A 22,358-nucleotide genomic window follows, 5' to 3' on the forward strand; every position below is an offset into this window, starting at 1 on the left:
CTGTTCGGTTATTTTTTGGGGACGACTCCTACAGTGCATCGGGATAAACACAATAATTCTTCAGCTTCATTAACAATTTGTATTTCCCATACCATCGTATTTTTCCCGATATGAGCAGGAGTCGCTGTTCCAGTTACATATCCATCGCGGGCACTTTTTATATGGTTGGCATTGATTTCTACTCCGAATACTTGCTGTTGATCAGGATCAATGTTCAGAAATGCCCCGATGCTGGCAGCGCTCTCGGCTAATGCCACACTTGCTCCACCATGTAGAAAACCCATAGGTTGATGAGTACGGTGATCGACAGGCATACGAATTTGCACCTTCGTCGCATCTGCCGTCAAAACTTCCATCCCTAGTGCTTCCATCAATGTATTCTTCATCATAGATTGATTCATTTTTCATCCCGTCCTTTTTGTATTATTCCCATTGTAAAAATGGTCAAACCTTCATGTTACTTACTGAAAATATAAATGACTTGTTCAACAATCTGGCAGGTTTCTTGAAGACTCAGTTTCAAGACTTTTGTGGGGGGTTAGGGGGCTCCGGGAAAAGGTTCGCTTTCCGTGGGCGAGTGATGAGCCTCCTCGAGCTAACGCTCTGCGGGGTCTCATCTACCACGCACTTCCCACAGGAGTCTCACCGTTTCCCTCCGCCCTCCATCATACGAGGTTCTCGCCCCCCTCTACCAGTAACCTGCCAAGCTCTGTAATAAAGTCTTGTTCACGTACGCCGTTATAAAGGCGTGTTAACCAGAGATCATGCACGAATACGGCGTGAGAACAGGGTCTGGGAACCGTCCGCATGAAAAGCGGATGGGGACAAGAATGTGTATGTTTTTTACTGGCTGTTCCAAAGCACTGCAAATCGTCGTTTCCCTGACCCCGTATCCACGGCCGGATATTGTCATTCTTTATTTCAACTATACAAGGCTTCTTTTAACGATGCGCGGTATGTGCTCCTTGCGCTCCCGCGGAAAGCGAGTCATTCCCCGCAGCCCCATACACTCAACAAAAATCTCGAAACTGAGTCTTCCACAAACGGGAGTTTTAGTGAAAATAAAAAAAGGATGGTGGGGACCATCCTTTTTTGTTGCTCCTGATGTGTTTTTCTTGGCTCTCTCTTTTAAGAAAGAGGGAAGTTAAGGTGTAATAGTAAGGATAGACCCAGGAGAAAACCATAAATGGTGTTCGTCTGCGCCGTTGCCTTCATGGCAGGCATCATTTCCAGTGGTTGTGTTTTTCCTATAAATCCCTGAATGGCTTTCGCTGCTTTTATTACACTAAAGAAGGTAATGATCGACCATAAAGGCAGTGTGCCTAAAATGATCAACACGCCTGTCCAAATAAAGGCTGTAAGGAAAAGTGAACTCATGAAAATGATTGATCCTTTGTGGCCGAAAAGAATGGCCAGCGTTTTTCTTCCGTTTTCGGCATCTCCAACGCGGTCTCTGATATTGTTGGCTAACAAGATGGTCCCCACAAAAATGGCTACAGGAACTGAAACGATAATCACTTCAGCGGTAATCGATAAAGTTTGAATGAAATAACTGATTCCAATAATGATCGTTCCCATGAAAAAACCTGCTGTTATTTCACCAAATGGCGTATAGGCGATAGGCAATGGCCCTCCAGTGTAAAGGTAGCCGAACAGCATGGAGACCAATCCGATGACAGCAATCCACCAGCTTGAAGAGGCGCAAATATAAACGCCTAGTACTCCTGCGAGTATAAAGAAAAGATAAGCTAATGAAAGTACCGTCTTAGGGTTTATACCGTCTCGCACAATGGTACCGCCGATTCCCACTGACCGTTCATTATCTAATCCTCGTTTATAATCATAATACTCATTAAACATATTCGTAGCTGCTTGAATGAGGATGGAGGCGAGCAACATGGCGGCAAACAACCAGAAGTTGATTGTTTGTTCCATAGCCGCAAGCATTGTCCCGACAAAAACTGGGACAAAGGCAGCCGTCAGTGTGTGGGGGCGCAGCAGGCGCCACCATACTTGGAAACCTTCGCGTTCATTCAAGGAAGCTTTTATGTTTTGGTTCTGAACAGAGCTCATTGGTGTTCTCTCCCTTGTCACTATACTCTCGTTATTATAACAGTTTAATTTTAGGGAAACCGTCCTGGAGTGTCAATCAATGTAAGAAAATGTTGGTTTTAAAGCAAGATTCCTTGAGTCAAGAGAAAAAAGAGAATAAAATAGAGAGTGATGCATGCACACAAAGGCATCTATTTGCTGTGTGTGGAGAGAGTAGATAACGTCCCTTAAAGAATGGGAGGAATATATATGCTTCATACGAAGGCCCCTCATATAGAAGAAATGATAGGGGAAGCTCTTCAGAAAGCACATCATCTTGGGGAACCTCTATTTATTAGTATAGTTGAACATATAGATGAACAAGACCCCTTTCAATTTTTTGAAACGGGTCTGCATATCGCTCAGCACCGCTCATTTTGGCAGAGTGCTGAAAATGATCTGACCATGGTCGGAATAGGCAAGGCTAGTCAATTGTATGCAAAAAGTAAACAACGGTTTCGTGAAGTCCAATCCTTGTGGAACCATCTGCAGGAAAATGCGATGCTGCATGATGATTACAATAAAAAAGGAACAGGAATGGTCGCTCTGGGGGGGTTCAGCTTTGACCCTGAACAAAAAGAGGACACACCATGGGAAGCTTTCCCTGATAGTCAAATGACGATTCCTGCTTTTCTGCTCACGAAAGTAGATGGGGAGTCTTATTTAACGATCAATGCTCTGATTTTTCCTGAAGATCATCAACAACAGATTACTACTCAAATACAAGACCATCGGGATCACCTTCTAAGGGAAGGAGAGTTGGCGGGGTCGCTGCCTGTCGTCGATCAGACCTTTGAGGTTGCTCCTGAGGCTTGGAAAAAATCGGTGAAAAAAGCAACAGATGATATTTCAGCAGGCTTGATGGAAAAAGTTGTCCTCGCAAGAGAGCTTCGCGTTACGTTCAAAGAGGACGTTCATATCACCGCTGTTCTGAAAGCTCTGGCTGATACCCAGCCAAACAGTTATATTTTCTGTTATGAAAGTGAGGGGGATTACTTCATTGGGGCCACCCCGGAAAGACTTGCCAAAGTCGAAGACAGAGAACTTGTATCCACATGTCTCGCAGGAACGGTCCCACGTGGTAAGAGCCAGCAAGAAGATCTAAAACTAGGTGAAGAATTGCTTGGTGATCCTAAAAATCGTCAAGAGCATCAATTTGTAGTGGAAATGATCAAAGAAGCGGTAGAAGCATGTAGCAGCCATGTAGAAGTACCTAGCAGACCTGTCCTGTATCCGCTCCGGAACCTGCAGCATTTGTACACACCAGTGAAAGCTGTATTGGATCAAGGCTATACATTACTTGATGTGATTGAAAGGCTGCATCCGACTCCTGCTCTTGGGGGAATGCCCCAGCAAGTTTCGGTAGAGTATATTCGTACAAATGAGACCTTGAACAGAGGATGGTATGCAGGGCCGATCGGTTGGTTTGACGCACAGGATAACGGTGAGTTTGCTGTAGCGATCCGGTCCGCTTTGATTCAGCAAAAGGAAGCTTCTTTGTTTGCTGGTTGTGGTGTAGTCGAAGATTCAGACCCTGAAGCAGAATATGCAGAAACGGCTGTTAAACTAAAACCGATGATGGATGTATTGGGAGGATCAGAATGGGACATGTAGAAGCTTTGTCGAAATATGTGACTCATTTTGTAGACCAGCTCGTGTTCTCGGGTGTCGAGCATGTCGTTATATCACCAGGTTCCAGGTCTACTCCATTAGCCATGACTTTCGCTGAGCATTCCGAGGTGAATCACTGGGTTCACCTTGATGAACGCTCAGCTGCTTTTTTTGCTTTGGGAATCGCTAAGCAAGAACGAAAACCTGTCGCGCTTGTATGTACGTCTGGGACGGCAGCTGCAAACTACTATCCAGCGATCGTGGAAGCATATTATAGTCGGATCCCCCTCGTTGTGTTAACGGCTGACAGGCCGCATGAGCTGAGAGAGGTGGGGGCGCCTCAAGCCATTAATCAGATACAGTTGTATGGCAGTTATGTTAAATGGTACCAGGATTTAGCATTGCCCGAGGAGAACAACTTTCCTTATGCAAGACAACAAGCCGCGAGAGCAATGGAAGAGGCTGTTTCCGGGCAAGGTCCTGTGCATCTGAATATTCCATTCCGTGAACCCTTAATCCCGGACTTCGAGCTGGAAGGGGCGTGGCGTGGTAGCCTCCGGCCAATTCCAAAAGCTCAAAGGGGAAGTTTAGCGATGCCGGATTATCAGGTTAAGCAATTATTTGAACATCTGGCTAAAGGGGAGAAGGGGTTACTGGTTGTAGGGCCGCAAACGGATCCTCACTTAGCTGAGGCAGTTACGAACCTCGCCTCTCGTCTAGGTGTTCCTGTATTTGCCGATCCTTTATCACAACTTCGTACAGGGAGTCACGATAAGAGGAATATCATTGAAAATTATGATGCTCTACTTAAATCTCCTTCGATTAAAGGTCAAGTGGTACCCGAATACATCGTTCGGTTCGGAGCTATGCCTGTTTCCAAAGCTTACTTGAAATGGATCAAGGAATATAAAGAACAGATCGATTACTATGTGGTCGATGATCAGCAGGGTTTTCGTGAGCCTGCAGGTATTGGAGCGACTTTCATTTGGAGTGAACCCGTTAAATTGTGTGAAAGCTTATCCAGTTTTATGCCAGACGGGAACGTGAAGACATCATGGCTTTCAAGATGGCAGCAGATGAATGTTTTAGCAAAGAATGAAATGCTGATCGATCCTGAGCGTTCGCTCAATGAAGGTCATGCAGTCGTTTATTTGGCAGAAACCATGCCGGATGATTCTAACCTTTTTGTTGGTAACAGTATGCCGATCAGGGATGTTGACAGTTTCTTCATGTCTTCACCTAAAAATGTCCAGCTAATGGCGAACAGAGGAGCTAATGGAATTGATGGTGTGGTTAGTACAGCAATTGGAACAGCAGCCACAGGCAAACATACGACGCTATTGTTAGGGGATATCTCTTTCTTTCATGACTTGAACGGACTATGGATGGCAAAGAATAAGAAAATCCCGTTGACCATCGTTGTGATTAACAATGATGGAGGTGGCATATTTTCTTACCTTCCTCAATCAAAACATCCCGATCACTTTGAAGAGCTCTTTGGCACTCCTTTAGGTCTGGATCTCGGTCCTGTCATCGCCATGTATGGGGGCACACACAGAAAAGTAACAACCTGGGAGTCTTATAAACGTGCTCTGGCCGAAAGTTATGCCAATCCAGCACTGAATATTGTTGAAGTGATGACGAGTCGTGAGGACCACGTAGATTTTCACAGAGAGCGATGGGCTAATGTAGAAAAAGCGGTCTTGAATTGGAGCGAAAGATAATGAGAATGCAGGTGAACGACAGAGAATATTGGGTCGAGGATGAGGGGGAAGGGCAGGCGCTCCTTATGCTGCATGGTTTTACCGGCAGCACTTCAACTTTTGACTCCGTCACCTCCCGTTATGAAGGATCCTATCGGTTAATAAAAGTGGATTTGCCTGGTCATGGAAGGACAGGGGCGATCGGTTTGGTAACAATGGAGCGCTTTTGCCGGGATCTTAAAGCGATACTGGATCATATGGGGTTAGAAAAGGTGTCCTTGCTAGGGTATTCCTTGGGAGGTAGAACAGCTCTATCCTTTGCTATGCTCTATCCGGAATATGTCGAGCGGCTGATACTCGAAAGTGCTTCTCCGGGTTTACCTACAACCGGTGAACAACTGTCAAGACAAGCAAAAGATAAAGGGATTTCAGAAAAATTGATGGAAGAAGGAATCGAATCGTTTGTAGACTTCTGGGAGAGCCTCTCCCTGTTCAATTCACAACGGAATCTTTCTGATGATGTGAAAAAAGGGTTGAGAAAAGAACGCCTGGATCAGACGCCTAAAGGACTATCTGAGTCGCTTCTAGGTATGGGGACAGGTCACCAGCCATCATGGTGGGATCAGCTATCTTCGCTCATTTGCCCGGTTTTATTAATCACAGGGGAAGAAGATGAGAAGTTCCGAAGCATCAATGAGAAAATGGCTCAACGTTTCGCTCATGCCTCTCATCGAGTCGTGAAAGATGCTGGTCACACCGTCCACCTTGAGAATCCTGGGATTTTTGCTAAAATTGTAGATGGCTTCATGATAAAATGAAAATTGTAGGAAAGCGTTTTTTCATGAGGAATATACGAACTGAATGTAGAAAAAGGAGGAAATACTATGTCTTTTGATTGGGTTAGTGAACGCGAATACGAAGATATTATGTATGAAAGATTTGAAGGAATTGCCAAGATTACGATTAACCGTCCGGAAGTTCGTAATGCCTTCCGTCCGCAAACGGTACATGAGTTAATTGATGCATTTGCTTATGCTCGTGATGACTCCCGAATCGGAGTTATTGTTCTGGCAGGAGCTGGTGATGAGGCTTTCTGTGCTGGCGGAGACCAGAAAGTACGTGGCCACGGTGGTTATGTGGGTGATGACCATATCCCTCGTTTGAATGTACTTGATTTGCAACGTTTGATCCGTGTCATTCCAAAACCAGTAGTAGCGATGGTTTCCGGATACGCAATCGGTGGTGGACATGTCTTACATATCGTCTGCGATCTAACGATTGCTGCTGATAATGCCATCTTCGGTCAAACAGGTCCTAAAGTAGGAAGCTTTGATGCTGGTTATGGCGCAGGATTACTTGCTCGTATCGTCGGTCATAAGAAAGCCCGCGAAATTTGGTACTTGTGCCGTCAGTACTCTGCGAGAGAAGCGGAAGAAATGGGACTAGTCAACACAGTTGTACCATTGGAAGATCTTGAAGCTGAGACTGTACAATGGGGGCGTGAAATGCTAGAGAAGTCACCGACGGCTTTGCGTTTCCTGAAGGCTTCTTTCAATGCCGATACAGATGGTTTAGCTGGTCTTCAACAAATGGGTGGAGACGCTACTTTGTTGTATTACACAACAGAGGAAGCCAAAGAAGGACGCGACGCCTTCAAGGAGAAAAGAAAGCCTGACTTCGATCAGTTCCCTCGCTTCCCTTGATTCGTCTAAATATATGAAATCATGTAAGAAGGGGCATCCTGTAGAAAGGATTGCCCCTTTTGTGATTGAAGGGTCACGATAACAGAACAAAGTAAAGGAAGGGTTGAAATGGGCGAACGTATCCCACATTGGTTAGATAAACAGGCGTCATTAAATCCACAGCGTCCGGCGATAGAAACACCGGACGGTAGAACCATCAGTTTTTCCGAACTAAGGGAAAAAAGTCGGGGGATGGCCTTTGCTCTTATGGAAAGCGGGGTGAAGCAGAATGACCACGTAGCCTTATTAGCAAGCAACAGTACGATGTACGCGGTTTTCATTCACGCGTTAAGCTATATCGGAGCGGTAGCTGTTCTTTTGAATACGAGGCTGACGCCCGCTGAAATTGAGTACCAGCTTACGGATGCCCATATTTCACACTTATATTCTGATGGAAGCCATGTGCCGATTGCTGTAGAAGCGGTAAAAGAGATAAACCTTGACGTCCACAGCCTTGAGCATTTAAAAACGGAAAAAGAAGGACTTCAAGAACTTCAAACGGACCTTGATCTCGATGACGTTTACACCATGATGTTCACATCAGGGACGACAGGGAAGCCGAAAGCAGTCATGCATACGTACGGTAACCATTGGCACAGTGCGATGGCGTCGGCATTGAATTTAGGAGTCTATGAGAAGGACAAATGGCTGAACTGTTTACCTTTATTTCATGTTGGTGGCTTTTCAATTCTGGTGAAAAGTGTCATTTACGGCATGCCGATCATGCTTTTAGAAAAGTTTGATGACCGCATGGTTCATGAGGCTATTCTGAATAAAGGGATTACGCATGTGTCAGTCGTAACGGTCATGCTGCAGCGTTTACTAGAAAGGCTTGATCATGGTACATATCCAGACCACTTCCGCTGTATGCTTCTTGGAGGTGGTCCTGTTCCAAAGGGAATATTGGAAAAGACATCAGCAAAAGAAATACCTGTTTTCCAAACCTATGGAATGACGGAAACTTCCTCACAAATCGCCACCCTCAGCCCGGAATTCGCTTTCTCCAAGCTTGGGTCAGCAGGTAAGGCTTTAAGCTCTGCGCACCTTTTTATAGACTGTAACGAGAGCGGAGAAGTTGGTGAAATCATCGTTCGAGGTCCTATGGTGTCGAAAGGGTATTACAACCGTAAGAAAAGGGAAGGCGAGTACTTGCGGACGGGCGATCTCGGATTTGAAGATGAAGATGGATTTTTGTATGTCGTGGATCGGGTGAAAGACGTAATCATTTCAGGAGGAGAAAACATTTATCCGGCAGAGGTAGAAAGCGTATTATCCTCCATGCCAGGCATACGGGAAGCAGGTGTAGCCGCACACCCAGATGAACATTGGGGAGAAGTTCCTGCAGCATACATTGTAACTGAAAAGGGCATCAGCCTGACTGAAAAAGAAGTGCTGGACTGGTGCAGAGAACGTTTGGCAAAATATAAATGCCCGAAAGAGATCCATTGGATCGATGAACTCCCGAGAAACGCGTCGAACAAACTATTGCGTAGACGCTTGTCATCCTCCGCCATGCAAGGAGAAGACCAATGAGAATCCAAACCGTTCGTTTAAGGAGAGTTTCTTTACCACTCAAAACTCCCTTCATCACTCACCAGGCTAAATTAAAAGAACGTCCACTTATCATTGTGGAGGTGAAGGATGATGCAGGCCGCATAGGTTATGGAGAAGTAACAGCCTTTCCGGAACCTTTTTACACTTATGAAACGATCAATACTGCCTGGCATATTCTTGAGGATTTCCTGATTCCATCTCTCTTGAAAAATGGAGCGGACCACCCTTCTGATTTTGCAGAACAAACTGACGGGGTGAAAGGTCATCCGATGGCAAAAGCAGGTCTGGAAGCGGCATTGTGGGATTTGTATGGGAAACAAGCAGACAGAAGTATGGGTGATTTACTTGGGGGGACCCGCTCATTTGTAAGGGCGGGGGCAGTCATCAGCTTGGGGGATTCGTTAGAAAAGGATGTGGCCAGGCTGAAGGAAGATGGCTTTCAAAGGTATAAATTGAAAGTGGTTAAAGGAAAAGAAAAGGAAGCGATAGAAAGAGTTCGACAAATCGATTCGGAACTTCCAATCATGATTGATGCTAACGGTCAATACAATCCCGAAGATATGAGTCATTTGCGTTCGATTGATGATTATGGGCTAACAATGATCGAGCAGCCTTTTATGGCAGGAGATTTTTATTGGCACAGAAGGTTGCAGGAGGAAATGAAGACACCCATTTGTTTGGATGAATCCATCATGTCCTTTCCTGATGCCGTCCAAGCAGTTGAACTTGGAAGTTGCCAAATCATCAATATAAAAATTAGTCGTGTCGGCGGGTTGACAGCAGCGATTCGAATCCATGACTTCTGCCAATCGCAGGGGGTTCCTGTATGGTGCGGAGGGATGGTGGAGTCCGGTATATCCAAAGCGCATAACCTTGCCTTGGCTTCCCTTCCAAATTTCACGATTCCCGGCGATTTGTCCGGTTCTACCAGGTATTTTCATAAAGACCTTGTTTACCCTGGAATTGTTATGGATGAAGGCACCATCGAAGTTCCTAAGAGAGCGGGGATGGGTATAAATGTGGATGTAGAATATTTGGATGAAGTAACGCTCACGTACAAGACGTTTTCTTGATCCACCTATTTGTAATAGGTTTCCTCTCTGTGGTTCACACTAGGGAAGAGGAGGGTGAACGATGGATAAGGATAAGTATTACATCAACATTGGAACAAGAGAAATCTCACTTAATCATGATGCAAACAATGACGATTTCACGATTTATGCGACAGAAGAAGAAGTGAAAGCTTTAAGAGAAGTTTTTGATGAGATTCATAATGCAGATGCAGAGTCTTTCTGGCGGTCGCACGTACCGTTTAACCCCTATCATAATGATCATGCAAACGATGAAGCGGATCTTGATATGAAAAAAGCGTTTCAAAAGATTTATGACCTTGGAGATGAAACGACTAAACATCATATCACCGAGATGGGTGTATTGAATGAATAATTGAACCGCTTCTTGAAGAAGAAGCGGTTCTCTATGCTGCATCAGAATATACCGGTCATATCTTCCATTTCCTCTGCTTGATTAAAAATGTCCTGAGGGATCACAATTTCTTCACTTTTTCTGGTGCTTTCACCCATCCATCCCTTGTAGATTTGTCATGTACAGGCCTTTATTTGAATAGTATTGCTCTGTTTCCTGTCCCATAGTTTCATTGGTCTGGTGTAAAGTCATGAGTTTAACCTGGTGAACAGCCTCATGTTCAGTTTCCGTTTTATCAACATAACTTTGTAAGCTTTGGTTAACCTCAGAATCTTTGGATAAAATTCCTTCCATTTTACCATCTTTTTCACTGCCACAAGCAATTAGTAAAAGGATCAAAAACAGACTCATCATTGTTACATAGTTTCGCTTAGCCATGATTGTTCCCCTCTCTTTTTGCTTTCTTTCTTGTACGCATGTGAAGGAACAATTGATTCATGTTTCTGTATATTTTTACAATTTTTTCAGGAAAGAGAGAAGTTTGTCTGCTGACCGGTTTGTATTTAGCGTGGCTTGTGGTACGATTTAAACAGGCGAAAGACAGAACGTATATCAAGGATTAAAGGCAGTTGAGCAGACATGAAAACATTTTATGATTATTACCACAACCCTGTCCGGTTATCTTTTGAGGATCATCCTTTTTCCGAGACGCCGAAACACGTGTGGGTGATATGCCGATACAAGGATCAATGGCTGCTCACCAAGCATAAAGATCGTGGTCTCGAATTTCCGGGTGGAAAAGTTGAAGAGGGAGAATCAGCGGAAGACGCCGCTGTTCGAGAAGTCAAAGAAGAGACAGGAGCCGTTATTTCTCATTTATCCTATATTGGTCAGTACCATGTAGAAGGTAAAGGGGGGACGGTCATTAAAAACGTGTATTTTGCTATGATTGATTCCATCGATGATCAGGATCATTACTTTGAGACGCACGGACCAGTCTTGTTCCGTCATCTCCCGCGCAATTTAAAATCGAATGATCGTTTCAGCTTTATGATGAAAGATGAAGTGTTGCCCGAGTGCTTAAAAAAGGTAGAAAAGTTCAACTGAACTTTTCTACCTTTTTTCTTATGTTTATTTAACTATCTGTCAGGATAGATGAAGGCTCAGTTTCGAGATATTTCCGTGGTTCGTTAAGTGGATAGGGGCGGAGGGGAATGGGGAGGCTCCTGCAGGGGAAAAGTGCATGGTGAGACCCCGTGGGGCGCAGTCCGAGGAGGCTCACCGCGCTCCCGCGGAAAGCGAGTCATCCCCGCAGTCCCAACCTACCGAACAATCGTCTCGAAACTGATTCTTCAAGAAAAGGGAGCTTTTGTGGAGTTAGGTGGATGGTATAGAGAAGGCGCCGTTGGATATCCAACGGCGCCTTCCTTTATATGAGGAGATGAGGAAACATGTGTTATGACCTGTGGTAGGTCGGTCCTGCTTTTTTGATTTCTTCGCTTGCATAAGTGAATTTCTTGAAGTTTTCATGGAACTTGTTGGCCAAGGATTTGGCATTTTCATCATATGCATCAGCGTCGGCCCATGTTTTTCTCGGAAATAACACTTCATCCGGAACCCCAGGGCAGTGTGTAGGAATGTTCAAGCCGAAAAATGGATCTTGATAAGTGTCAGCAGAGCTTAACTCTCCCTCCAATGCGGCATGAATCATGGACCTTGTATAGGACAATTTAATTCGCTGTCCCTCCCCATAAGATCCTCCTGACCAGCCGGTGTTGACCAGATAAACGTCTGCATTGAACTGGTCAATCTTTTCACCTAGCATTTCTGCATAAGTGGATGGCGGGAGGGGTAAGAATGGTGAACCGAAGCAGGCAGAGAAAGTAGCTTGTGGTTCTGTAATTCCTCGTTCAGTCCCTGCTAGTTTACTAGTATATCCACTCAAGAAATGATACATCGCCTGTTCTTTCGTCAACTTGCTGATAGGTGGTAGGACACCTGTTGCATCAGCTGTTAAGAAGATGATCGCGTTCGGATGACCAGCAATACTCGGTTGTACAGTATTGTCAATATGCTCTAAGGGATAAGCTGCTCGTGTATTTTCAGTGAGACTTGTGTCATTGTAATCGGGCTGATGGGTTTGTGGGTCCAACACTACGTTTTCCAGTACAGAGCCAAAGTGAATGGCATCAAAGATTTGTGGTTCCTTTTCTTGAGAAAGGTTGATACATTTCGCGTAACACCCACCCTCAATATTAAAGACCCCATAGTTTGACCATGCGTGTTCATCATCACCAATCAACCTACGTTTTGGATCGGCGGATAATGTCGTCTTTCCTGTTCCTGAAAGACCGAAGAATAAAGCCACGTCCCCTTCTTTCCCTACGTTGGCTGAACAGTGCATAGGCAGTACGTTCTTTTCAGGGAGGAGATAGTTCATGACAGAGAAGATGGACTTTTTAATTTCTCCTGCATACTCCGTACCACCGATTAAAACGATACGGTGTTTGAAAGAAATCATGATAAAAGCTTCTGAATTCGTTCCATCAGTTTGAGGATTAGCTTTGAAGGTTGGAGCTGATACCACTGTAAACTCCGCCTCATGATCTTCTATTTCCTGCTCATCCGGTCGAATGAACATTTGCTGTGCAAATAAGTTGTGCCAAGCGAACTCTGTAAGTACTTGAAGAGGAAGACGGTATTTTTCGTCTGCTCCGGCATAGCCTTTAAAGACAAACAATTCATTCTTTTCTTTTAGATAATCCAACACTTTATGATAGAGTTTTACAAACGTTTGATCATCTATAGGCTGGTTGACAGCTCCCCAGTGAACTTTGTCTTGTGATACATCATCCTTGACGATGAATTTATCTTTCGGAGATCTACCAGTATAAGTACCCGTCGTTGCCTGGATGGCCCCTTTTTCTGTCAGGGTACCTTCATTACGGTATAAAATCTTTTCCACTAAGTGTGGAACAGATAGCTGATGATGGACATGTTCTTGTGCAAGTAAAAGATTCAGTTCAGACATTTGATTAATGGTACTCATATGTGTCGACCCGCCTTTGCATTTAATTATGATCAACCTAATGTGAGATTAGTATAACACATTGAATTCTTTAGTCCATACTATACGTGAAAAAGCTTACATTTTATTTATTCTGAATTATCAAACGAAAAACCTGCTCTTTTATTCCACAATCTGGCAGGATTGTGGAAGACTCAATTTCGAGATGTTTCAGGGTTCATTATCGTGTTGAGCGCAAGGGGTGGCTGAGAAGCTACTCGCTTTCCTGTGGGGGAGTGCCGAGCTTCCTCGGGCTACGCCCTGCGAGATCTCGCCGTTCCCCTTTCTCCCACGGGAGTCTCACAGCTTCCCAACCCCCCCATTCAAAGAGGGGATAAACGAACCCCTTCACCAAAGCTGGATGGTCTTCCACTATCCCGGATATTGTAGGCATAAAACGCTCTGTATCAAGCTTCCAGGGTTCAAGTACCTCGGCTTGGAAGTATTATCCTCATACTCTCATCAAATAGAATAGCTGATTATTCATGAAGTGGTTTCCAGACACTGATATAGCAAAGGGGCGGAGGGGAATGGCGAGACTCCCGCGGAAAGCGAGTCATTCCCCGCAGCCCCCATACACTCAACAAAAATCTCGAAACTGAGCCTTCCACAAACTTTGAAAAAAGTATCTAATAATATATGTGAATTTCATTCAAACGTTTACTAAATACGGATACGTTAGAATGAGGTGGAATTCAATTGACAATAAATGAGGTTTTCGATACGATAACGGAGAACGGATACTCTCTTATCCAGAGTTGGTGGAGGGACAGGCCCTTTGAAACCCAGCAACCGTCATGGACATGACACGGTGCTAACCTGAAGCAAGGAGTACATGCTCCTTGGACGATAAGAGCGAAAGGAAGCAGCCCCTTTCCTCGAATAGGAAAGGTTTTTTCTTTTTATAAGGCTTTTTCCAAACAGGGGATGAGAACAACCAATCGCCTTTAGCCTTTGATGAAGAAATATTCGAATAGGAAAACCTGTATATATTCCTATGTAAATGCTCCATTGGTTGTGAAAAGAGGCAACAAGAACATATATGAAACTTATAAAAGGTTCTGCACATACTGGTAAAGAGTTCCGTCTAATACTTTGTACTTACAGAAGGAGGAGTTTTTAAGAATGCCAGCAAACCGCCGGTTATTCACATCAGAATCTGTTACGGAGGGACATCCGGACAAAATTTGTGATCAGATTTCTGATGCGATTTTAGATGAAATTTTAAAAAACGACCCAAACGCTAGGGTTGCATGTGAGACAACAGTGACAACGGGACTTGTATTAGTTTCTGGTGAGATTAGTACAAATACTTATGTAGATATTCCATCCATCGTCCGTCAGACGATTAAAGATATCGGTTATACTCGTGCGAAGTATGGGTTTGATGCGGATACATGTGCTGTTCTGACAGCAATTGATGAGCAATCTCCTGATATTGCCGGAGGCGTGGATGTAGCTCTTGAATCCCGTGAAGGGAAAATGAGCGATGATGAAATCGAATCGATTGGTGCAGGAGACCAGGGATTAATGTTTGGCTTTGCTAATAACGAAACCAAAGAATTGATGCCTTTGCCAATCTCCTTGGCTCATAAACTATCTAAGCGTCTATCTGATGTTAGAAATGATGGTACACTTGAGTATCTTCGTCCAGACGGAAAAACGCAGGTGACGGTAGAGTACGATGAAAACGACCAGCCAGTGCGCGTGGACACGATCGTTATTTCTACCCAGCATGCGGAAGAAGTGACGCTGCAACAAATCCAGGAAGATTTGAAAAAACACGTGATCCAGCCGATCGTGCCTGAAGGATACATTGATGAACAGACGAAATATTTTATTAACCCGACCGGTCGTTTCGTCATTGGAGGTCCACAAGGTGACGCAGGGCTGACTGGAAGAAAAATTATCGTCGACACATATGGTGGATATGCTCGTCATGGAGGGGGAGCTTTCAGTGGTAAAGACGCTACGAAAGTTGACCGTTCTGCTGCTTATGCTGCTCGATATGTTGCAAAAAACATCGTAGCTGCTGGACTTGCGGATTCAGTAGAGGTTCAGCTTGCTTATGCCATCGGTGTAGCACAACCTGTTTCCATTGCCATTAACACAAATGGAACAGGTACAGTTTCTGAGGAAAAGTTAGTTGAAGCTGTACGTGAACTATTCGACCTGCGTCCAGCTGGCATCATCAAAATGTTAGACCTGCGCCGCCCTATTTACCGACAAACGGCTGCATATGGTCATTTCGGACGTACGGATGTGGAGTTCCCATGGGAGCGCACAGATAAAGCGGAAGAATTGAAGGCACGCTGCCAATAAGAAAAAACCGTTCCAACTTTGTTTGGAACGGTTTTTTTAGTTCAGATAAATTATGGAATTATGATTCTCGTAATTTTTTATAATACTTCCCTTTTTCCACGTAACTTTTCCTTATCCGGTTGAGTTCTTTTATGTCTTCTTCATTCAGTTCTCTTATGACTTTGGCTGGACGTCCGAAAGCGAGTGTGTTCGGTGGAATCACTTTCCCGGGTGGGACAAGACTCCCAGCGCCGATGAAAGCTTGTTCTCCAATAACAGCGCCATCCAGAATAAGCGACCCCATGCCGATTAATGCATTTTCTTTTATATGGGCGGAATGAAGAGTGACTTGGTGACCGACGGTTACTCCATCTTCAATAATTAAAGGTTTGTCCGGGCTTTGATGTAAAAGGCTTAAATCTTGAATATTTGAGTTCTTACCAATATGTACGGGAGCAACATCTCCTCTAATTACGGTCTTAAACCAAACACTGGCGTTTTCTTGAATAGTTACATCCCCTGTAATCACGGCATCTTCAGCTACATAGGCATTTGGATGAATGTCAGGTATCTTTCCTTTATATTCGCAAATCATGAAAAACCCCCTTATACTAATACTATTGATAGTATAGCAGAAGAAAAGAGGGAGATGCTGTGAAGAAAATAGAATCAGTCAATGATCGCGCTACGGTTGTGCTCGTTCATGGAGCCTTTGAACATTCAGGGCGGTACCATGAACTGGTCGACCAACTTCAAAAGGATGGGTACTCTGTTATTTACGGCGATCTGCCAGGGCAGGGGCGTTCTTCAGGGAAAAGTGGACATATCCGTTCTTTTCAGGATTATGTCAATACCATAATGATGTGGATCCAAGAGGCGGACCCCAATAAAAAGATATTTTTAATGGGTCACAGTATGGGAGGTCTTGCGGTTGTGAGAACAATGGAGATTGCTCAACCAAAGGTGGATGGCGTCATTCTCTCTTCCCCTGCACTGGGACTTTTAAAAAAAGCGAGCCTGCCTTTGGAAATTGTTTCGTATATTTTAAACACTTTTATTCCATCATTAAGAATCAAGGCACCTCAAGATCCTGAATATATCACACGCAATAAGGATAAAATTATAGAGTTTCAACAAGATCCTTTGATTATTGATAAAGTCTCTGTTCGCTGGTATCGTGAATTTCAAAAAGCGACGAGAGAAGCGTTCTCTGATATTCAACGCTTTCCTGATATCCCTTTATTACTGATGCAGGCTGAAGATGATTATATGGTGAGAATAGAGAAGACAGTGGAATGGTTTGACCGCGTACAGGTAAAAGAAAAAAGGTACAAACAGTGGCCTGGTCTTTATCATGAAATTTACAATGAGCCTGAATGGAAAGATGTTTATCAACATACGCAATCCTTTTTAGAAGATCATATAAAGTAAATCGGCAAGGAGGATTTCTTTTGACACGTGCAGTCCCAGGCAACGCCATCCTTTTAATGTACAGGGTGTATCGAAATATTTTTCCTGCTGTTCATGATGAATTGTCTTACTGGATTCAAAGAGCGAAATCGATTCCTGACGAAGAACTTAGAAGTCAAGCTTTGGCAAGTATTGAAGAAAAGACGTTTCACTGTGAAGGAGGATCTGTTTACTCTGTTCTCTCCCGGGGCAACGATAAACAGGCCATTCGTTTCATTGTTGCTTACCAAACCATTAGTGACTATCTGGACAACCTATGTGACCGGAGCACCTCCATGAACCCTGACGATTTCAGAATGCTACATGAATCTATGATCGATGCCCTGACACCAGGAAATTCATTAAAGGATTATTATATCTATCGTGAGGAGCGTGATGATGGAGGATACCTCCATGAACTTGTGAAAACGTGCCAGCAAGTCCTTTCCGAAGCGGACGACTATCCAACCGTTAAGGAGCAGGCGATAAAGTTAGGTAAGTTATATGGTGATCTGCAAGTTCATAAGCATGTTATCGAAAATGAGAGGATTCCCAGACTGCAGAATTGGTTCAAGGATTATCAAAAAGAGTGGCCAGAGCTTAGCTGGTATGAATTTTCAGCGTGTACAGGTTCTACTTTAGGAATTTTCTGCCTCGTGTCCTATACGTTGAGTGGAAAGATGGATGCATCGTTATCCCATCAAATTGAAAGAAGTTACTTTCCATATATGCAGGGATTACATATCTTGCTTGATTATTATATTGATCAGGAAGAAGATGAAAAAGAGGGAGATTTGAATTTTTGTGCTTACTACGATCATGAGGAAGAAATGAAAACACGTTTCCGGTATTTTGTTGAAAGGACGCACGAGGAAATTCAAAGGCTTCCAGATGCATCCTTTCACCAAATGATACATGAAGGGCTCGTTGGCATGTATCTAGCTGATCGTAAAGTGGGCAGACTTTCAAATGCTAAAAGCTTCGTGAAAGAAATGTTAAAAGTAAGTGGTAAGAAAGCCACGTTCTTTTATTACAATACAAAGATGTACCATAAATTAAAGCCTGGTCGTGAAATTTAACCGACCAGGCTTTTTTCTCTTATAGGTAAACTAAGACTCCTAAGATGAGGACGTAGGATTATGAGAAGGAATCGATGCTCTACTGCTTTCCGCTCTTGAACTAACTGATACGTCTTGCTCTCCGCCTGTCTGGCTTATGAGAGTTTCTCAATGGCTAAGATAAAGGGTGGCGTTCTCTTCTTATTGATAAACCCGTAATGAAGGACTTGATAGTGCTTTGAATCTAACCCTGATACATACTCCAGGATGGCCTCTTTCTCTTCAGCGCCCCCAGGGTGTCCATGATAGACGACTAAAACCACCAGTCCACCTTGCTTTAAAGTCTCGAGTACGTTTTCGACCGACTGGATGGTCCCTTCAGGCTTGGTTACCACACTTTTGTCACTGCCTGGCAAATAACCTAAATTGTAAATCGCAGCGGATATGTTGTGTTGGTGTTTGTCTTTTAGGTAGTTTTGTACATTTGCATGGGAATCATGGATAAGGCTTGTATGGTTTGCAAGTCCGTGTTCTTCTAAACGCTCCTGGGTGTTGGAGATGGCTTTTTCCTGCACATCAAAGGCATATACATGTCCTTCCTCTCCTACAAGTTCAGCTAGAAAAGCAGTATCGTGACCATTGCCGCAGGTACCATCTATTACGGCATCTCCTGGTTCTATCGTTTTTTTTATCAAAGAATGGGCATATTCTAAAATTCGTTCAATCGTCATGTAGCATCCTCCAATTGTATTGTTCTTTAGTATTGTAGCACGAACAGCCCTTTCCTGTAGAAGAACGATCGGGTAGGCGGGCCCCGCTTGACAAAGCTGTTTTCATTCATTAATATACGGTTATAATAGTAGCATGACGTTGAAAAGGAGTAGTAGTGATTCTTTCAAGTGATAGAGAGGCAGCGGCTGGTGGAAGCTGTCCTTGAAATTCATGAACTCGCCTTGGATGTCGCAGAAGTGAAATCAAGTAGTTTCTGCCGGTGTGGTCGCCGTTATTGACGTCAAGTTGAACACAAATGTGTTAATTTGGGTGGTACCGCGGGAATCAAGCCTCTCGTCCCATACTGGGATGAGGGGCTTTTTATATTTTTAGAGAGATTATGAGGAGGCAATGAAATGGCTTTTGATCATAAGACCATTGAAAAGAAATGGCAGAAATACTGGCTTGAAGAAAAGACGTTCAAGACAGACAGTTATTCAGACAAAAAGAAATTCTATGCATTGGATATGTTCCCATACCCATCAGGTGCAGGTCTACACGTTGGGCACCCGGAAGGATACACAGCTACAGATATCCTATCCCGTATGAAGCGTATGCAGGGGTATGAAGTACTTCATCCAATTGGTTGGGATGCTTTTGGACTTCCGGCAGAACAATATGCACTGGATACAGGAAATGATCCTGAGGAATTCACAAAACAAAACATAGATACCTTCCGCAGGCAAATTCAGGAACTTGGTTTTTCCTATGATTGGGATCGAGAAGTAAACACGACAGACCCTGATTACTATAAATGGACGCAATGGATCTTTTTGAAGCTTTATGAAAAGGGTCTGGCCTATATTGACGAGGTAGCCGTGAACTGGTGTCCGGCTCTTGGCACGGTACTTGCGAACGAAGAAGTTATCGATGGTCGTAGTGAACGAGGAGATCATCCTGTTGAACGTCGCCCGATGAAACAGTGGATGCTGAAGATTACAGCTTATGCGGATCGTCTTCTTGAAGACCTGGAAGAATTGGATTGGCCGGAAAGCATTAAAGATATGCAGAGAAATTGGATCGGAAAGTCAGAAGGGGCAGAAGTCACTTTTGAAATTGATGGTTTTGACCAATCTTTTGACGTGTTTACCACTCGTCCAGATACGTTATTCGGTGCAACTTATGCCGTTGTCGCGCCAGAACATCCGCTAGTCGATGAAATCGTCACATCAGAACAGAAGAATGCCGTATCCAAGTATATCGAAAAAGCACAAAACAAGAGTGATCTTGAGCGTACAGACTTGGCTAAGGATAAATCAGGTGTCTTTACTGGTTCTTATGCGATCAATCCGATCAATGGTGAAAAACTCCCAATCTGGGTGGCTGATTATGTATTGATGAGCTACGGCAGCGGTGCCATTATGGCGGTCCCTGCACACGATGAAAGAGATTTTGAATTCGCTCAGAAATTTGATCTTCCAATTATACCAGTCGTAGAGGGAGGAAGTGTCGAGGAAGAAGCGTACACTGGAGATGGAACGCACATCAACTCTGACTTTTTGAACGGCCTTGGGAAAGACGAAGCGATTGAAAAAGCGATCCAATGGCTTGAAGAAAACGGGAAAGGTAAGAAGCAAACGACTTACCGTCTTCGTGATTGGCTCTTCAGCCGTCAGCGCTATTGGGGTGAGCCTATTCCTGTCATCCATTGGGAAGATGGATCGATTACCGCAGTCAAGGAAGAAGAGCTTCCTGTTAAACTTCCGAAAACGACGGAAATCAAGCCATCCGGCACCGGGGAATCCCCGCTTGCTAATATTGATGAATGGGTCAATGTTGTAGATCCTGAAACAGGGATGAAGGGACGCAGGGAAACGAATACGATGCCACAATGGGCAGGTAGCTGCTGGTATTACCTTCGTTATATTGATGCGAACAATGAGGAAACGTTTGCTGATTATGAAGCCTTGAAAAAGTGGCTTCCGGTTGATGTGTATATTGGTGGTGCAGAGCACGCAGTTCTTCACCTGTTGTATGCACGTTTCTGGCACAAAGTTCTTTATGATGCTGGAGTCGTTCCAACCAAAGAACCATTCCAAAAGCTATTCAACCAGGGCATGATTCTTGGAGAAAATAATGAAAAAATGAGTAAGTCTAAAGGGAATGTAGTCAATCCTGATGACATCGTCTACTCTCACGGAGCAGACACTTTGAGACTTTATGAAATGTTTATGGGGCCGCTTGATGCTTCAGTAGCATGGTCTGAGAACGGCTTGGACGGGGCTCGTCGTTTCCTAGATCGTGTATGGCGACTATTTGTTGTGGAAGACGAATTGTCTGAAGCAATTAAAGAGAATGCAGGGGATACTTCGTTAGAGAAGGTCTACCATGAAACCGTTAAAAAAGTGACCGAAAACTTTGAAGCCCTTCGTTTCAATACGGGAATCTCCCAAATGATGGTCTTTATTAACGATGGTTATAAAGCAGACGTTTTACCGAAAGAGTATGTAGAAGGTTTTGTTAAACTTCTATCTCCTGTCGCTCCACACCTTGCAGAGGAACTATGGCAGAAACTTGGGCACTCTGAAACGATCAGCTATCAGCCATGGCCGGAGTATGACGAATCCAAACTTGTAGAAGATGAAGTGGAAATCGTAGTCCAGGTTATGGGTAAAGTGCGAGCAAAAATGATGGTCAATAAGGAAGCTTCCAAAGAAGATCTTGAAAAACAGGCACTTGAAAATGCCGATGTAATGCAGTGGCTGGAAGGAAAGACAGTTAGAAAAGTCATTGCCGTACCAGGAAAGTTAGTTAATATCGTAGCCAATTAAATGAGTTATAAGCACCCTGCTTTTGTAAGCAGGGTGCTTTTTTATGAGTCGCCGTATGCCTTGACTTTAATGAACAGTAAATTAAAATTAATGTGACGATTAATATGGAGGGATAAAAATGAGCCAAATTAAAGAAATCACACCTCAACAAGTGGAAGAGAAAATGAACAATAACGATGATTTTACTATAATTGATGTCAGAGAAGATGAAGAGGTTTCACAAGGTATGGTGCCGAATGCAAAGCATATACGCCTCGGTGATATTCCTGAGAAGATTGAAGATTTGCCTAAAGATCAAGAGTATGTGATGATCTGCCGTTCTGGGCGCCGGAGTATGAACGCTGCCGAATTCATGAAAGAAAGAGGTTTTGGTAACGTACAGAACATGGAAGGCGGAATGTTGAAATGGCAAGGTGAGCTTGTTTTTTAAAATGGGAGGTCTTGTTTGATCGGCTGTTTTCTATGATTTCACACGTCCCTCTATATTATGGGACGTCGAATGATCCTGCACACATATCATGTGCCCCTTCTATAGAGGAGGGGCTTTTATTCATTCCTTTTCCTGGTTTTCGCAATTACATTAAAAAAATTCTATGAAACTATTGACGTTAGGAAGCTCACGATGTATTATAGGTAACGTTGCTTATTTGGCAGCACGCAAAACATCTCTTTTAGAGATTTAATTCAACAAATTCTATTAAAGCTATTGACGATATATAGTTGATTATGCTAGAATTTGATTACTGTCGGGTAAGGCAGTAGTTGATCTTTGAAAACTGAACGAACCAACCAGTACGTCAAAACATTTCTTCTTT

General features: G+C 43.7%; 19 protein-coding genes, 1 riboswitch and 1 other annotated feature. Of the genes, 13 read left to right on the plus strand and 6 right to left on the minus strand.

Features of this window, described 5'->3' with window-relative positions:
- Positions 1 to 8 precede the first annotated feature (8 nt).
- Together J0K78_RS14690 and J0K78_RS14695 are read right to left on the minus strand one after the other, a co-directional pair.
- Positions 9 to 401, minus strand: a complete 393-nt coding sequence (locus J0K78_RS14690; protein ID WP_206947717.1) for a hotdog fold thioesterase — start codon at positions 399 to 401, stop codon at positions 9 to 11.
- Between the two features lie 727 nt (positions 402 to 1,128).
- Positions 1,129 to 2,073, minus strand: a complete 945-nt coding sequence (locus tag J0K78_RS14695; protein ID WP_206947718.1) for a 1,4-dihydroxy-2-naphthoate polyprenyltransferase — start codon at positions 2,071 to 2,073, stop codon at positions 1,129 to 1,131.
- Between the two features lie 228 nt (positions 2,074 to 2,301).
- Here J0K78_RS14695 and J0K78_RS14700 point away from each other — a divergent pair, with 228 nt between their 5' ends.
- The 7 genes from J0K78_RS14700 (at position 2,302) to J0K78_RS14730 (ending at position 10,147) form a co-directional block, all read left to right on the plus strand.
- Complete coding sequence (locus tag J0K78_RS14700) at positions 2,302 to 3,705, plus strand: isochorismate synthase (RefSeq protein ID WP_206947719.1); 1,404 nt, start codon at positions 2,302 to 2,304, stop codon at positions 3,703 to 3,705.
- Positions 3,693 to 5,426, plus strand: a complete 1,734-nt coding sequence (gene menD, locus J0K78_RS14705) for a 2-succinyl-5-enolpyruvyl-6-hydroxy-3-cyclohexene-1-carboxylic-acid synthase (RefSeq protein WP_206947720.1) — start codon at positions 3,693 to 3,695, stop codon at positions 5,424 to 5,426. The genes J0K78_RS14700 and menD overlap by 13 nt, the downstream gene beginning before the upstream one ends.
- Positions 5,426 to 6,223 carry a 2-succinyl-6-hydroxy-2,4-cyclohexadiene-1-carboxylate synthase gene (gene menH, locus J0K78_RS14710; protein ID WP_206947721.1) on the plus strand — a complete coding sequence of 266 codons (798 nt, stop codon included), beginning with the start codon at positions 5,426 to 5,428 and terminating at the stop codon, positions 6,221 to 6,223. Before menD ends, menH begins: the two co-directional genes overlap by 1 nt.
- A gap of 66 nt (positions 6,224 to 6,289) precedes the next feature.
- Entirely contained in the window at positions 6,290 to 7,108 is an 819-nt protein-coding gene (gene menB, locus J0K78_RS14715; RefSeq protein WP_206947722.1) for a 1,4-dihydroxy-2-naphthoyl-CoA synthase, read from the plus strand.
- 108 nt (positions 7,109 to 7,216) lie between these two features.
- Positions 7,217 to 8,680, plus strand: a complete 1,464-nt coding sequence (locus J0K78_RS14720) for an o-succinylbenzoate--CoA ligase (RefSeq protein ID WP_206947723.1) — start codon at positions 7,217 to 7,219, stop codon at positions 8,678 to 8,680.
- Positions 8,677 to 9,774, plus strand: coding sequence for an o-succinylbenzoate synthase (gene menC / locus J0K78_RS14725; RefSeq protein ID WP_206947724.1), 1,098 nt, complete (start codon positions 8,677 to 8,679; stop codon positions 9,772 to 9,774). The genes J0K78_RS14720 and menC overlap by 4 nt, the downstream gene beginning before the upstream one ends.
- A 61-nt stretch (positions 9,775 to 9,835) precedes the next feature.
- Positions 9,836 to 10,147 carry a hydrolase gene (locus J0K78_RS14730; protein WP_206947725.1) on the plus strand — a complete coding sequence of 104 codons (312 nt, stop codon included), beginning with the start codon at positions 9,836 to 9,838 and terminating at the stop codon, positions 10,145 to 10,147.
- 129 nt (positions 10,148 to 10,276) lie between these two features.
- Here the strand turns inward: J0K78_RS14730 and J0K78_RS14735 are convergent, their stop codons facing one another.
- Entirely contained in the window at positions 10,277 to 10,564 is a 288-nt protein-coding gene (locus J0K78_RS14735) for a hypothetical protein (RefSeq protein ID WP_206947726.1), read from the minus strand.
- Positions 10,565 to 10,765: 201 nt separating this feature from the next.
- Between J0K78_RS14735 and ytkD the strand changes: the two genes are divergently transcribed.
- The gene (gene ytkD / locus J0K78_RS14740) at positions 10,766 to 11,233 is read left to right on the plus strand and encodes an RNA deprotection pyrophosphohydrolase (RefSeq protein WP_160911765.1); all 468 of its coding nucleotides are present in this window, start codon (positions 10,766 to 10,768) and stop codon (positions 11,231 to 11,233) included.
- A 349-nt stretch (positions 11,234 to 11,582) separates the two neighbouring features.
- Here ytkD and pckA read toward each other — a convergent pair whose 3' ends face one another.
- On the minus strand, positions 11,583 to 13,175 hold the full coding sequence (gene pckA, locus J0K78_RS14745; RefSeq protein WP_206947727.1) for a phosphoenolpyruvate carboxykinase (ATP): 1,593 nt from the start codon (positions 13,173 to 13,175) through the stop codon (positions 11,583 to 11,585).
- A gap of 763 nt (positions 13,176 to 13,938) precedes the next feature.
- A riboswitch (SAM riboswitch) is annotated at positions 13,939 to 14,049 on the plus strand.
- Positions 14,050 to 14,318: 269 nt separating this feature from the next.
- Here pckA and metK point away from each other — a divergent pair.
- Positions 14,319 to 15,515, plus strand: coding sequence for a methionine adenosyltransferase (gene metK, locus J0K78_RS14750; RefSeq protein WP_160911769.1), 1,197 nt, complete (start codon positions 14,319 to 14,321; stop codon positions 15,513 to 15,515).
- 58 nt (positions 15,516 to 15,573) lie between these two features.
- Here metK and J0K78_RS14755 read toward each other — a convergent pair whose 3' ends face one another.
- Positions 15,574 to 16,089, minus strand: a complete 516-nt coding sequence (locus J0K78_RS14755) for a gamma carbonic anhydrase (protein WP_206947728.1) — start codon at positions 16,087 to 16,089, stop codon at positions 15,574 to 15,576.
- 59 nt (positions 16,090 to 16,148) lie between these two features.
- Between J0K78_RS14755 and J0K78_RS14760 the strand changes: the two genes are divergently transcribed.
- Together J0K78_RS14760 and J0K78_RS14765 are read left to right on the plus strand one after the other, a co-directional pair.
- Positions 16,149 to 16,925, plus strand: coding sequence for an alpha/beta hydrolase (locus J0K78_RS14760; RefSeq protein ID WP_206947729.1), 777 nt, complete (start codon positions 16,149 to 16,151; stop codon positions 16,923 to 16,925).
- Between the two features lie 20 nt (positions 16,926 to 16,945).
- The gene (locus J0K78_RS14765) at positions 16,946 to 18,022 is read left to right on the plus strand and encodes a tetraprenyl-beta-curcumene synthase family protein (protein ID WP_305037811.1); all 1,077 of its coding nucleotides are present in this window, start codon (positions 16,946 to 16,948) and stop codon (positions 18,020 to 18,022) included.
- A 134-nt stretch (positions 18,023 to 18,156) separates the two neighbouring features.
- Here J0K78_RS14765 and mnmM read toward each other — a convergent pair whose 3' ends face one another.
- Positions 18,157 to 18,732: a tRNA 5-(aminomethyl)-2-thiouridylate-methyltransferase MnmM gene (gene mnmM / locus J0K78_RS14770; RefSeq protein WP_206947731.1), complete on the minus strand. Its 576-nt coding sequence runs from the start codon at positions 18,730 to 18,732 to the stop codon at positions 18,157 to 18,159.
- 130 nt (positions 18,733 to 18,862) lie between these two features.
- Positions 18,863 to 19,077: a binding site (T-box leader), on the plus strand.
- A 51-nt stretch (positions 19,078 to 19,128) separates the two neighbouring features.
- Here mnmM and leuS point away from each other — a divergent pair.
- Together leuS and J0K78_RS14780 are read left to right on the plus strand one after the other, a co-directional pair.
- Complete coding sequence (leuS, locus tag J0K78_RS14775; RefSeq protein ID WP_206947732.1) at positions 19,129 to 21,543, plus strand: leucine--tRNA ligase; 2,415 nt, start codon at positions 19,129 to 19,131, stop codon at positions 21,541 to 21,543.
- Positions 21,544 to 21,661: 118 nt separating this feature from the next.
- On the plus strand, positions 21,662 to 21,973 hold the full coding sequence (locus J0K78_RS14780) for a rhodanese-like domain-containing protein (RefSeq protein WP_160911781.1): 312 nt from the start codon (positions 21,662 to 21,664) through the stop codon (positions 21,971 to 21,973).
- Positions 21,974 to 22,358: the final 385 nt, after the last annotated feature.

The sequence above is a fragment of the Halobacillus sp. GSS1 genome (assembly GCF_017307035.1).
GTDB classification, from domain to species: Bacteria; Bacillota; Bacilli; order Bacillales; family Halobacillaceae; genus Halobacillus; species Halobacillus litoralis.